We start from the raw sequence: 11,955 nt of genomic DNA, 5'->3' as shown, positions 1-11,955 counted from the left end.
TCATCGAGAATGCGCAGGTGCAGCGGAATCGTCGTCTTGATGCCGGCGATGGCGAACTCTTCGAGCGCTCTTCGCATCCGCGCAATCGCTTCCGGGCGGGTGCGACCGTGGACAATCAGCTTGGCAACCAGACTGTCATAATGCGAGGGCACCCGGTACCCGGCGTACAAGGCTGAATCAAGCCGAACGCCCAAGCCGCCGGGGGCATGGAACATGGTGATGACGCCTGGTGACGGCGCGAAGGTTTCCGGGTCTTCGGCGGTGACGCGACACTCAATGGCGTGGCCGGAAACCTTGATGTCGGATTGCTCGTAGCCGAGCGCCTCACCGTAGGCGATGCGGATTTGTTCGCGCACCAGATCGACACCGGTGACCATTTCGGTCACCGGGTGCTCGACCTGCAAGCGGGTATTCATTTCGATGAAGGCGAACTGACCGTCCTGATACAGGAATTCGAGCGTGCCGGCGTTGCGATAGCCGAATTTCTCGAGTGCCTGGGTGGCGATGGCGCCGAGGGCGCTGCGTTCGGCTTCGGTGATGCCGGGGGAACCGGCCTCTTCGAGCAGTTTCTGATGGCGGCGTTGCAGCGAACAGTCGCGTTCGCCGAAATGCACCACCTTGCCGTAATTGTCGCCCAGCACCTGCAGTTCGATATGGCGCGGCTTATCGAGATATTTCTCGATATAGACGGCATTGTTGCCGAAGGCGGCAGCGGCTTCGGCGCGGGCGGTCGAGAAGGCTTCGGCCACATCATCGAGCGTGTGGGCGACTTTCATGCCACGCCCCCCGCCACCGGCGGCGGCCTTGACTAGCACCGGGCAGCCGATCTGCCGGGCAACCGCCAGCGCGGTCTCGACATCGGGCACTTCGCCATCCGAACCCGGCACCAGCGGCACGCCGAGTTCCGCCATGGTGGTCTTGGCGGTGATCTTGTCGCCCATCATCCGGATATGTGTCGGACTGGGGCCGATGAAGGTGAGGCCATGCGCCTCCACCATCTCGGCGAAATCGGCGTTTTCCGAGAGAAATCCATAGCCGGGATGAATCGCGCCGGCGCCGGTAATCAGCGCGGCTGACAAAAGGGCGGGCATGTTCAGGTAGGAATCGCGCGCCGGTGCCGGCCCGATGCACACACTTTCATCGGCCAGACGTACGTGCATCGCGTCATGATCGGCGGTGGAATGAACCGCGACGGTGGCGATGCCCATTTCACGACAGGCGCGCTGAACCCGAAGCGCGATTTCGCCCCGATTAGCGATCAGGATTTTATCGAACATATTGTATTTGAACCATTATTCAATCACGACGAGCGGTTCGTCGTATTCGACCGGCTGACCCGTCGTGATCAGAATCTGCTTGATCGTGCCGGCGCGCGGCGCCTTGATTTGGTTGAACGTCTTCATCGCCTCGATCAGAAGCAGGGTCTGTCCTGCCTCGATGCTTTGGCCGACGGTAATGAACGGCGGTGCGTTGGGTTCGGGGGCAAGATAAGCGACGCCGACCATCGGCGACTTCACCGCTCCTGGATGCGCGCCCATGTCGACACTCGCCGTCGCGACCGCAGGCGCCGCCGGGGCGATCGCCGCAGGGGGCACCATCACCGGCTGCGCCATCGCGGCCGATGGCGCCACCGCGCGTGCGAGCCGCAAGCGGCGGTCGCCTTCTTCAAGTTCGATCTCGGCGAGACCGCTCTCGTTCAACAGGGCTGCCAATTGGCGCAGCGCTTCGGGGTCGAAGGATAAACTCATGCTTCCTGCTCCACAATCTCGGCAATCGCCTGCAACGCCAACCGATAACCGGTGAACCCCAACCCGCAGATCACGCCGCGTGCCGCCATCGATATATAGGAATGGTGACGGAACGCCTCACGCGTGAAAATATTCGACAGATGGACTTCGATCACCGGTAGATCCACGGCATGCAAAGCGTCCATCAACGCCACCGAGGTGTGTGAATATCCCGCGGGGTTGATCACGATCCCATCGGCCCGGCCGCGACATTCCTGAACCCAGGTGATCAGTTCACCCTCGCCATTGGTCTGACGAAAATCGATCGCCAAACCGAGTTGCTCGCCGGCCTCGGCACAGACCGCTTCGAGATCATCGAGCGTCTGGATGCCATAGATTTCCGGCTCGCGCAGACCAAGCAGATTGAGGTTGGGACCGTTGAGAACGGCAATCAGGGGTTCAGCCATGCGCCGCGCCTAGCACAGGCGGTTGCGCGGGCCAACCGGGTGATGATGTTTAGGCGCATCGTCTCGTCTTCGAGAGAAGGATCACAGACCGTTTGCGCCATCAGGCCAGGGTTGTCTTGCCGGTCGGCGCGTCCTGGATGTAGCGCGGCAAGGCAGTGCCAGAAATGGTGCCGCGCAGCTTTGCCATCAGCGCGCGCCCCTCGACGATCGGCACATGGAACCGCGCTGTTCCTGGCGCCGGATCAAGGTGATGCAGGTAATACGGCTTCACGCGGCAGGACAGCATCGTCGTGAACAGCTCCCGCAGCGCCGCTTCGGAATCATTCACCCCGCGCAGCAGCACCGACTGCCCAAGCACCGGCACACCCCCATAGCGCAGACGACCGAGCGCTGATCGCGCGGCCTCGGTGAATTCCCGCGCATGGTTGGCATGAAGCACAACGAACAAGGGCTTTTCGGTATCGAGAGCGGCGACCAATTCTCCTGTGATCCGCTCCGGCGCCATTACCGGCACCCGCGTGTGGACCCGCAATCGCTGTATGTGAGCAATCGACCCCAGCCGCTCCAGCATCGCCCCAACCCGCCGCGCCGAGAGAATCAAAGGGTCACCTCCGGTCAGAATCACCTCTTCGATCGCCGGATGAGCGGCAACCCAGGCGACCGCCGCATCGAGCTCAGCCTCGGTCAGCACGCCGCCATCGGGTCCGACATGCTCACGCCGAAAGCAGAACCGACAATAGACCGGGCAAGCCAATGTTGGTTTCAGCAGTGCTCGATCCGGATAGCGATGCACGATCCCCTTGATCGGCGAGGCGGCGTCATCCCCGATCGGATCGAGTAATTCATGCGATGCCAGCGTCAGCTCAGACGCGTCGGGAATGAACTGCCGGCCGATCGGATCATCCGGCTGTTCGATCAGATCGGCGATGCCTGGCGGAATCGCGGTTGCATAGCGGGCGGCAACCGCTGTGAGCGCCTGCCGCGCTGCCGCCGGGACGAGCCCGGCCGCGATCAGATCATCCGGTGTTCGAAGTGTGCGCAAACCCATCCGTTGGTGCTATCGCCGGATGCATGGTCGCACAAGCCACCCAAGTTCCCTCCTGGTCTCCCGAACGATTTGCGGCGCGGCTGCCCTACCTCCGCCGTCGCGCCCTGCTCACCCAGGCAACCCGCGCCTTCTTCACCGCGCGCAACTATCTCGAAGTTGAAACCCCCTATGCCGTCACTACCCCCGGCGAGGAGGTTCATCTCAACGCGTTTAGAACCAGTCGCACCATGCCCGATGGGGTCACCGACCCCCTCTGGCTGCACACCAGCCCTGAATTCGCCATGAAGAAACTCCTTGCCGCCGGTGCAGGCTGTATTGTTCAGCTCGCGCGGGTCTGGCGCAACGGCGAGGGGTCGGCAACCCACGCTTGCGAATTCACCATGCTTGAATGGTATCGCCCGCATGCCACGCTGAACGACCTGATCAATGAAACCATGGCGTTCCTTCGCGCTGTCCTGCCCCCCACCGTCACGTGCCGTGGCACCACCACCAGCCTCGAGCGCGCCGAAACGATCACCGTCGCCGAAGCTTTTGATCGCCATCTTCACCTCGACATCCTGTCAAGCGTGAACGACGCCCCCCGTCTGGCCGCCGCGGCAAACACCGCCTTACGTGAGCGTGAGACCTGGGAAGACCTTTTTTTCCGCCTGATGCTCGGCCATATCGAACCTCATCTCGGGCGCGCCCAACCCACTTTTCTTACCGGGTGGCCGGCGCCGCTTGCGGCTCTCGCCCGCCGTGACCCAGCCGATCATCGGGTCGCCGAGCGCTTTGAACTCTATGTCTGCGGGATCGAACTTGCCAACGCCTTCATCGAACTGACCGACCCCGCCGAGCAACAGGCGCGCTTCGAAGCGGACCGCGCCCGTCGCCACGAGATCATCGGCTCTACCGACTGGCCGCTCGACCACGACCTCATCGACGCCATCGCTCTGATGCCACCGAGCGGAGGCATCGCCCTCGGTTTTGACCGGCTCGCCATGATCGCCACAGCTGCTCCGCGTATCACGGATGTGTTATGGCTCTGACACACTGGTGATACAGGCCCATTATATCATATCGCGATCAGGTTATTTGACCCACGGGAGCCAATCATGCGTAAACTCATTCTGGCGACACCGCTTGCGGCTGTGGCTTTGGCCGGTTGCGCGGTGGGGCCCAGTCTTTCTGAACAGATGTCGAGCTTCGTCGGCCGGCCGGAGTCGGTTCTGGTCGCGCAGCTTGGCGTGCCGGACCGGCGGATCCATGTCGGGGGCCTGACCTATTTTGCCTACGAACATCGGTCGTTCCACTATGAATCGGGTTCGTTCGGTTACGGCCCGTTCTATGGCCCCGGCTTCGGCGGTTTCTACGGTCCGTTCTACGGCGGCGGCTTCCCTGCGGAGGCTTACACCAACGAATGCACCACCACCTTCGCCCTCAAAAATAAAATCGTTCAATCCTTCACGCTGCGCGGCAACGATTGCTGATCTGACAGGTCCGGCGGCGCGCCCGCGCGCTCCGTTCCGGCACAGCGGAAGCCAATCCCGACCGATGGGAATCGTCCTGGGCCGGTTGGAGGGAGCGGTAATCACCGATTGACCGATCCTGATGGCACGCACAACCGATTAGAGCGTTATGCTTTCAGCTTAACGCTCCAGCTCTATGTTTTTTCGAGCGATTTCATGCGATTATGTTGCCGCTACCGCGTCAACTTAATCGCATATCGCTCTAATCATGCGCCTTGGCGATCGGCATCAAGCCGTGTGCTGAACTATTTCAAGAGACGGAAGAGTTCGGCTCGCCGTGTTCATTCTCTTGCCCCTCTCGCTGGTCCGGTAGTCGTCCTTGCGTTCATTTGGCGCTGAACTCAATGTCGGTCAGATTACGCCCAGCAGCCATAAAATCAAAAGCACGATAATGACTGTACCAAGCCCGCCACCCCAATAAAACATTGCAATCTATCCTTTCTTTGAAATTTTGCCCGCGTGACCTCATATATGTAAAAAATGTAAACGACATTTCTAGGCATTTTTTATTGATTTAGATTCACTTAACAATCGCGGCCAGATTCGTCGCAAACTGCCGCTCCTTCAGCCATGCGAGCAGCGCATCATCGCGCAGCGGCACCGAAAACAGACTGCCCTGGCCATCATCGAATCCAAGTTCGCTGAGCACGCCGAAGTGAACGGCGGTTTCCGCCCCCTCACCGGTCACCGCAATGCCGATATCCCTGGCCATTCGCGTCACGCTGCGCAGGATAATCCGCCGTCGACTGTCATCCATCGCGTCGCGGATCAACGAGCGATCGATCTTGAGACGGTCGAATTTAAAGTAATACAGCGTTGTGATCGACGAATAGCCTGAGCCGAAATCATCGAGTCCGAGGCGGCATCCCAGCGCCTTGATCGCGTTCAAGGCCGCGACGGTTTCGGGCGTGATGTCCAGAATCGCGGTTTCGGTCAGTTCAAACTCGATCCGATCCGGGGCCAGCGCATAGCGGGTCAAGGCGGAGCTGATCATGTCGATCAGCGTGTGATCATGCAACTGCACCGGGGAGAGATTGATCGCCACCGAAACGTCCTGCGGCAGTTTCGTCGCGAACGCACACGCTGCCTCGATCACGTAACGCCCGATCGCGATGATCGCGCCACTATGCTCAGCCTCCGGGATGAAAAAATCCGGCCGCAACACGCCATAATCAGGATGCGCCCAGCGGATCAGCGCTTCGACCGCGGTGAGCCTGCCACTCGACAACCGCACGATTGGCTGAAACTCCAGATAGAATTGTTGAAGATCGAGCGTATTATTGAGGGCAAAAGCGACATCGCGGCGCAGCCGGGCCTGTCGGTCCGGCTCGGCCGCGACCGAACGATGGGTCCCGCGCCCCTCTGCCTTGGCCCGATACAGCGAAACATCCGCTGTATTATGCACCTCGGCCGGGACCTGGCCCGGTTGCGTCACCATGGCGATACCGACACAGGCGCCGATCGTCAGATTGACCGCGTCGATCCGGAAGCTCTCACCCAGCCGCGTGACGATCCGCGCCGCAATCGCCTCGGCCTCGCCATGATCGGTTTCGGGCAGAATGATCGCGAATTCGTCCCCGCCCAGGCGAAACGTCCGGTCCTGTTCGCGCACGCACCCCAACAGGCGCTGCACCGTGGCGGCCAGCAGCGCATCGCCGGTTTGATGGCCGAAGCGGTCGTTGACCGATTTGAAATGATCAAGATCGATACAGAGCAACGCCGCCCCGCCGCCCGGATCGGCACAGATCGCCGCCAGAGCCGCATCGAAACTCATCCGGTTGGCCAGCCCGGTCAAATTGTCATGACGTGCGATATGCTCGATTCTCTGTTCCGCCCGCCAATAGGCGGTCACATCCGAGCCGACACCGCGATAGCCGGCAAACCGGCCGTCACTGGTTAAAATCGGCTTTCCGGTCACCGACCAGCACCGGGTTTCGCCGCCGATCTGCAACTCGATCCGTGGCTGATGGAACGCCTCGCGCCGGGTGACCCAGTCGCTGAACGTCGCCACGACATCGTCTCCCCGCGGACATCGCGCCTGGTGTTCGATCAGGAACCTGAAAGCCGAGACGGCGACCAGTTGCTCCTGAACCGTGCCGGCGGCTTCGGCAAATCGCGCGGACGGCCGCACAAACGCCAGATCGGCGTCGGCCTCCCACAGGAAATCGCTGCTGCCCTCCTGAAAATCACGCAATAGCAGCCCGATCACCTCCTTCTGCCGTTCCGCCTCGAGTCGCCGGACCTCGCGATCGATCGTGCTCGAATCCACCGCAAGGATCGTTGTGTAGGTCAACACCGCGTAACTTCCGAGTAACAGGAGACGCAGGTACGGAAACGACGGATTATCGACGATCAAAGCGATCATGAATCCAACCGAAATCGGTGCCCATAACGACAGAGAGTAAGATGCCGGACCATAGAAAGCCGGTGCGGAAAGCAGCGCGACACCAAGCGCATACAGAATACTGATTTGTAGTGCGTTTGCGCTCTCAAGCCCAGCAATTAAAACGATCGACCAGAAAATGCCAATGAGAAATTGAACAACTAAAAAACTGTATTTTATTCTATCAACGTTGTTGATATGTTGCGATTTTCGTCGCCAATTCGCCGAAACGGCGAATAACAATGCGTAACTTGCGATGACGCCCGCAATACCAATCCAGAATAATCCGCTGCCCCCCGCATTCCAAAAAATCCGACCGATCACCAGCGCAACAATCGTTCCCGTCAACGCCATGCGTGGTGCCAGCCCGGCCCGAACATCAAGCTGCGACCGGTCGATCGTTGCCCGCATCTCCCCCGTCAAATCACTGTATTTTTTAGACGATTGGGGCCAGGCACGTTTCAATTTTGCGATGTGCATCAGTTGGGAGTTCCATACACGCATCAATAGAATCTTCTTGCTTATTATAGCCTTAATTTTCCCAACCTAAACTAATTCCGTTTATCATACCCATGCCTTGCAATTAGGAGTGGAGCATTACGATGGATGGTCGAAATTTTTTGATACCACAATCTCGCGGCACCAGCATTAAATGGCGCAAGCCCGAGGTTCCGGTGGTCGAGGCCCAGCTTGCCGTCAGCGCCGAACTGACTGAAATCGGTTATCGTCTGCGCTACGAGGCCTATCGCCACGGCGGCTATATTGCCGAGCACCCCAATCGGTCGTTTTCCGATTCGTACGACGAGGCGGGAAATTCCTGGACGACGGTTATTTTCAAACAGAACGAGCCGGCTGCCACGGTCCGCGTGGTCCGTCACGACCCCGATTCGAGCGGATGCGATCGCCATGAGTTACCCGCCATGGCGATATTCGGCGACGAAATCGCGGCGATTATGGGCACCATTCGCTCATCGGGAAAATCGCCGAAAATCATGGAAATCTGCCGTCTGGCCCGCGCCCCGCAATTCAGCAAGGATCTCGATGTCGTATTCGCGCTGTTCCGTACCGCCGGGTATCTGTTCCTGAATTTCGATGCCGATGTTGTGTTCAACGCCGTGCGTTCGCACCATATCCCGATGTATCGTCGGTTTGGGTTTCAGGAACTCGAAAAGCCGAAACCCTATCCCGGCTTGAGTTGCGCGATGGGCTTGATGGCCAGTTTCCGTCCCGGCCACGCGGCACTCATCGAAGGACAGCCCTTCCTCCGCGGCATCACGACCGCCGATGCTGCCTATGCCGGCCTCATCGCCGGCGAGCGCGTTTCGATTTTTGGCGATCAACCGGCGCCGATCCACCAGTCCGGCGGAGCAATCACCGCGGCGCGCCAGGCTGGATGAGCGGGTTGGCCTTTGCAAAGGCCTCCTGGGCCTCGCACGCCCGCATGATCCGCTCGATCGTCGGAATCGCCGTCACATCGACCTTGAATACCCGCATCACCACCAGAATGCTCGCGAGGCAGATATCGGCGATGCTCACCGTATCGCCATGGCAGAAACCGCCGGTTTCCGCCTCGCTCGCCAAGCGATGCTCCACCGCCTGCAATCCGGTGGTGAACCAATGCACCTGCCACGCCCGCCACGCCGCGTCATCGAATCCGCCGGGTCCGGTGAGGTATTTCTTGACCCGTGGCGTGATCAGCGGATGGGTGTCGCTCGCCAGCATCGCCGCGATCGAGCGTACCCGGGCCCGTCCGTGTGGATCGGTCGGCAGCAACGCCGGTTCGGGGTACATCTCGTCGAAAAATTCCAGTATCGCGAGCGACTGGGTCAGCGGCGCGCGCGATTGCCCGGCGCCCCGGTCGAGCACTGCCGGAATCGCCCCCAGCGGATTGATCGCCAGAAACGCATCGCTCCGCTGATCGCCGGCGTCCAGATCGACAAATCGCTCCGTCGCCACGATACCTTTTAAATTCAATGCCACCCGTACCCGATAGGTCGCGGAGGTCCGCCAGAATGCAAAAAGCTCGAAACGCGGGGGTTCGTCCATGATCGTCTCCATGCAGCTTGAATTGCCACCGCAATCGTCCTTAGTGCGGTGACGTCCGACGTCAATGCCCCGCATCGCCGATGCGCTCTCTGCTGGAGATAGACCCATGCCCACCGATGTCGTGTTCATCCCTGCCCTGCTTTGCGATGAGGATCTCTATCGCGACGTGATCACCATTGCGGGCGATGCCATTGAAGCCCGTGTCATGATCTCACCCCAATCGAGCCTGGCGGCCAGCGCGGCCGATATTCTGAGCCAGGCTCCGCCACATTTCGCCCTGGTCGGCACATCCTATGGCGGCAACCTTGCCCTTGAAGTCGCGCTCACCGCCCCGGAACGCGTGACCGCCCTGTGGCTGATGGGCTGCGATCCGGCGGGACCGCGCGCAAGCGACCCGGATCTGGCCAGCGGCCTGATCGCGCAGCCCGACGCCGTGATCGATAGTTTAGCCGGGCTTGTGGTTCATCCGGACGCAACCGAAGCCGCGGCGCGATTCGTCGCCATGGCCCATCGCATCGGTGGTCACGCTGGCGCCGCCCAGGCGACGGCGCTTGCGGCCCGCCGCGAAGTCACTTCACGCCTTGGAATGCTGCACATGCCCGCCATGGTGCTCTGGGGCAAGAACGACGCTGTTGTTCCGCTCGCCATTGGCCGTGCCCTCGCCGATGATTTGCCGCACGCCCATTTCCATGTGCTCAAGGATTGCGGTCACCTGCCGACGCTGGAACGCCCCGTCGAGGCCGCGGCGCTGTTCATCGAATTTCTCACGCATGAACAGCATCATCACCATTAAATGGGAAGGCAATCCGCTTCGACCCGACATTGCAGATTGCAACCATACGATGCGTGACCTATTTCGGGGACACAATTTGTTCATTTTGCGAGGGTTATGATGAGTACCACTGTCGATACAACTCGTCCGTTTGATGCAGAGGTGGGCCGCCTGCTCGATCTGGTGGTTCATTCGTTATATTCCGAACGCGAGATCTTCCTGCGTGAGCTCGTCGCCAACGCCGCCGATGCGATTGATCGTCGGCGGTTTCTTGCCCTATCGGATGAGAGCCTTGCCCTGCCGGAAGATGCATCGATCCGGATCAGCGTTGACAAGGCGGCACGCACCATCACCATCGCGGATGATGGAATCGGCATGACGGCGGAGGATCTGGCCAGTCATCTCGGCACCATCGCGCGATCGGGCACGCGCGCCTTCACCGAAACCCTGGCGGAAGCCAAGCCGGAGGAGAGGCCTAACCTGATCGGGCAATTCGGGGTCGGTTTCTATTCGGCGTTCATGGTGGCCGACACCGTCGAAATGATCTCACGCCGGGCCGGCACCGAGGCGGCGCATAAATGGTCGTCGGACGGTCGCGGCGGTTATCGGATCACCGAAGCGACGCGCGACGCGCCAGGTTCGGACGTGATCCTGCACATCAAGGCCGATGCGGATGAATATCTCGAGCCGGTGCGGCTGGAAACCATCCTGCGCAAATGGGCCGATCATATCTCCGTGCCGATCAAGATCGAGCGCGATGGGAAATTCCAGGCCGCGAACGAGGGCACCGCTCTCTGGCGGAAGCGCAAATCCGACGTGACCGAACAGGACTACACCGAATTTTATCGTCATCTCGGCCATATGTTCGACGAACCCTGGGCAACGATCCACTGGACCGCGGAGGGTTCGATCGAATTTTCCGCGCTCCTGTTCATCCCCGGCCATAATCCGTTCGCAGTGACCGAGGATGACCGGGAGTCCCACGTGCGGCTGCACGTGCGGCGCATGTTCATCACCGATGACGCCAAATTGCTGCCGGGCTGGCTGCGCTTCATCGAAGGCGTGGTTGATACCGAGGATCTACCGCTCAACGTGTCGCGCGAAATGTTGCAGGCAACGCCGGTGCTGGCGCGGATCCGCAAGGCGCTGGTCAACCGGGTGCTCACCGAGTTGAAAAATCGCGCCAAGGACGCCGAGGCCTATAAACCGTTCATCGAGCAGTTCGGACCGGTGCTGAAGGAAGGTATTTACGACGACAACGACCACCGCACCGAGATCGCTGCCCTCGCCCGGTTCCACTCGACCCATGACGATGCGCTGACCTCGCTCGATGCGTATATCGCGCGGATGCCTGAGGCGCAGAAGGACATCTATTACATCACCGGCGAGGATGCCGCGCGGTTGCGCGCGTCGCCACAGATCGAGGGGTTGCGCGCCAAAGGGTTCGAGGTGCTGCTGCTGTCCGACCAGATCGATTTTTTCTGGCCGGAACGCCTGGCCACCTATGAGGACAAAAAACTGGTTCATGCTGGCGCCGCGAAAGACTTGTTCGAGGCGGCCGAAACTCCCGAGGCGATGACGGGTTTGGTCAAGGCCGTCCAAGCGGCGCTGGCGGAGCAGATTGCCGAGGTCCGCGTCTCGTCGCGCCTGACCGACAGTCCCGCGGCCCTCGCGGCATCGGCCGGTCAAGTGGATCTGGCGTTGCAGCGATTGATGCGCAGGGCCGGGCGGGCCAGTTTTGCACCCAAGCCGGCGCTCGAACTCAACCCGACACATCCGCTGATCACCGCCCTGATTCCGCGCGCCGAACAGGGCGAGGATATGGCGGATTGGGCCAGCCTTCTGCTTGATCTCGCCCGGATCCAGGATGGCGAGGCGCCGGTCGATCCGGCGCGCTTCGCACGGCTGGTCGCGACCAAAGTGGTCGGCTGACGCCCCATGCCAACCGCCCATGGGTCTGACTCATGGGCGGATGCATCGGCCGCAGTTAAGGTGACGGTGGGC

11 protein-coding genes are annotated in these 11,955 nt (G+C 60.7%); 5 read left to right on the top strand and 6 right to left on the bottom strand.

Annotated elements, in window-relative coordinates; translation table 11 throughout:
- The 4 genes from accC to ACP5E6_RS06365 all read right to left on the bottom strand — a co-directional run.
- On the bottom strand, positions 1–1,277 hold a 1,277-nt coding region (accC, locus tag ACP5E6_RS06380; RefSeq protein ID WP_427952967.1), incomplete at its 3' end, for an acetyl-CoA carboxylase biotin carboxylase subunit.
- 15 nt (positions 1,278–1,292) lie between these two features.
- On the bottom strand, positions 1,293–1,748 hold the full coding sequence (gene accB / locus ACP5E6_RS06375; protein ID WP_427952965.1) for an acetyl-CoA carboxylase biotin carboxyl carrier protein: 456 nt from the start codon (positions 1,746–1,748) through the stop codon (positions 1,293–1,295).
- A complete protein-coding gene (gene aroQ, locus ACP5E6_RS06370; protein ID WP_427952963.1) occupies positions 1,745–2,194 on the bottom strand; it encodes a type II 3-dehydroquinate dehydratase in 450 nt (149 codons plus the stop codon). The genes accB and aroQ overlap by 4 nt, the downstream gene beginning before the upstream one ends.
- A gap of 100 nt (positions 2,195–2,294) precedes the next feature.
- Entirely contained in the window at positions 2,295–3,242 is a 948-nt protein-coding gene (locus ACP5E6_RS06365; RefSeq protein WP_427952961.1) for a lysine-2,3-aminomutase-like protein, read from the bottom strand.
- A 23-nt stretch (positions 3,243–3,265) separates the two neighbouring features.
- On the opposite strand from ACP5E6_RS06365, the gene epmA reads away from it, so the two are divergent.
- Both epmA and ACP5E6_RS06355 read left to right on the top strand, forming a co-directional pair.
- The gene (epmA, locus tag ACP5E6_RS06360) at positions 3,266–4,270 is read left to right on the top strand and encodes an EF-P lysine aminoacylase EpmA (RefSeq protein WP_427952959.1); all 1,005 of its coding nucleotides are present in this window, start codon (positions 3,266–3,268) and stop codon (positions 4,268–4,270) included.
- Between the two features lie 66 nt (positions 4,271–4,336).
- Entirely contained in the window at positions 4,337–4,711 is a 375-nt protein-coding gene (locus ACP5E6_RS06355; protein ID WP_427952957.1) for a hypothetical protein, read from the top strand.
- Between the two features lie 559 nt (positions 4,712–5,270).
- Here ACP5E6_RS06355 and ACP5E6_RS06350 read toward each other — a convergent pair.
- Positions 5,271–7,115 carry a putative bifunctional diguanylate cyclase/phosphodiesterase gene (locus ACP5E6_RS06350; protein WP_427952955.1) on the bottom strand — a complete coding sequence of 615 codons (1,845 nt, stop codon included), beginning with the start codon at positions 7,113–7,115 and terminating at the stop codon, positions 5,271–5,273.
- Between the two features lie 638 nt (positions 7,116–7,753).
- On the opposite strand from ACP5E6_RS06350, the gene ACP5E6_RS06345 reads away from it, so the two are divergent.
- The gene (locus tag ACP5E6_RS06345; RefSeq protein WP_427952953.1) at positions 7,754–8,530 is read left to right on the top strand and encodes an N-acyl amino acid synthase FeeM domain-containing protein; all 777 of its coding nucleotides are present in this window, start codon (positions 7,754–7,756) and stop codon (positions 8,528–8,530) included.
- On the opposite strand, the gene maiA is transcribed toward ACP5E6_RS06345, so the two are convergent.
- Positions 8,505–9,179, bottom strand: a complete 675-nt coding sequence (gene maiA / locus ACP5E6_RS06340; protein WP_427952951.1) for a maleylacetoacetate isomerase — start codon at positions 9,177–9,179, stop codon at positions 8,505–8,507. The two genes, ACP5E6_RS06345 and maiA, sit on opposite strands and share 26 nt — an antisense overlap.
- 106 nt (positions 9,180–9,285) lie before the next feature.
- Between maiA and ACP5E6_RS06335 the strand changes: the two genes are divergently transcribed.
- Positions 9,286–9,972 carry an alpha/beta fold hydrolase gene (locus tag ACP5E6_RS06335; protein ID WP_427952949.1) on the top strand — a complete coding sequence of 229 codons (687 nt, stop codon included), beginning with the start codon at positions 9,286–9,288 and terminating at the stop codon, positions 9,970–9,972.
- Positions 9,973–10,068: 96 nt separating this feature from the next.
- Positions 10,069–11,883, top strand: coding sequence for a molecular chaperone HtpG (gene htpG / locus ACP5E6_RS06330; protein WP_427952947.1), 1,815 nt, complete (start codon positions 10,069–10,071; stop codon positions 11,881–11,883).
- The last annotated feature ends 72 nt before the right edge of the window (positions 11,884–11,955 follow it).

The sequence above is a fragment of the Acidiphilium sp. genome (assembly GCF_049977125.1).
Taxonomy (GTDB): domain Bacteria; phylum Pseudomonadota; class Alphaproteobacteria; order Acetobacterales; family Acetobacteraceae; genus Acidiphilium.
This window is presented reverse-complemented; position numbering and strand designations above follow the sequence as displayed.

Excerpts from the sequence above, each read along its gene's own strand:
- maiA (WP_427952951.1), bottom strand. The coding sequence starts at position 9,179 with ATGGACGAACCCCCGCGTTTCGAGCTTTTTGCATTCTGGCGGACCTCC.
- ACP5E6_RS06350 (WP_427952955.1), bottom strand. The coding sequence starts at position 7,115 with ATGATCGCTTTGATCGTCGATAATCCGTCGTTTCCGTACCTGCGTCTC.
- ACP5E6_RS06355 (WP_427952957.1), top strand. The coding sequence starts at position 4,337 with ATGCGTAAACTCATTCTGGCGACACCGCTTGCGGCTGTGGCTTTGGCC.
- epmA (WP_427952959.1), top strand. The coding sequence starts at position 3,266 with ATGGTCGCACAAGCCACCCAAGTTCCCTCCTGGTCTCCCGAACGATTT.
- htpG (WP_427952947.1), top strand. The coding sequence starts at position 10,069 with ATGATGAGTACCACTGTCGATACAACTCGTCCGTTTGATGCAGAGGTG.
- ACP5E6_RS06365 (WP_427952961.1), bottom strand. The coding sequence starts at position 3,242 with ATGGGTTTGCGCACACTTCGAACACCGGATGATCTGATCGCGGCCGGG.
- ACP5E6_RS06335 (WP_427952949.1), top strand. The coding sequence starts at position 9,286 with ATGCCCACCGATGTCGTGTTCATCCCTGCCCTGCTTTGCGATGAGGAT.
- aroQ (WP_427952963.1), bottom strand. The coding sequence starts at position 2,194 with ATGGCTGAACCCCTGATTGCCGTTCTCAACGGTCCCAACCTCAATCTG.
- accB (WP_427952965.1), bottom strand. The coding sequence starts at position 1,748 with ATGAGTTTATCCTTCGACCCCGAAGCGCTGCGCCAATTGGCAGCCCTG.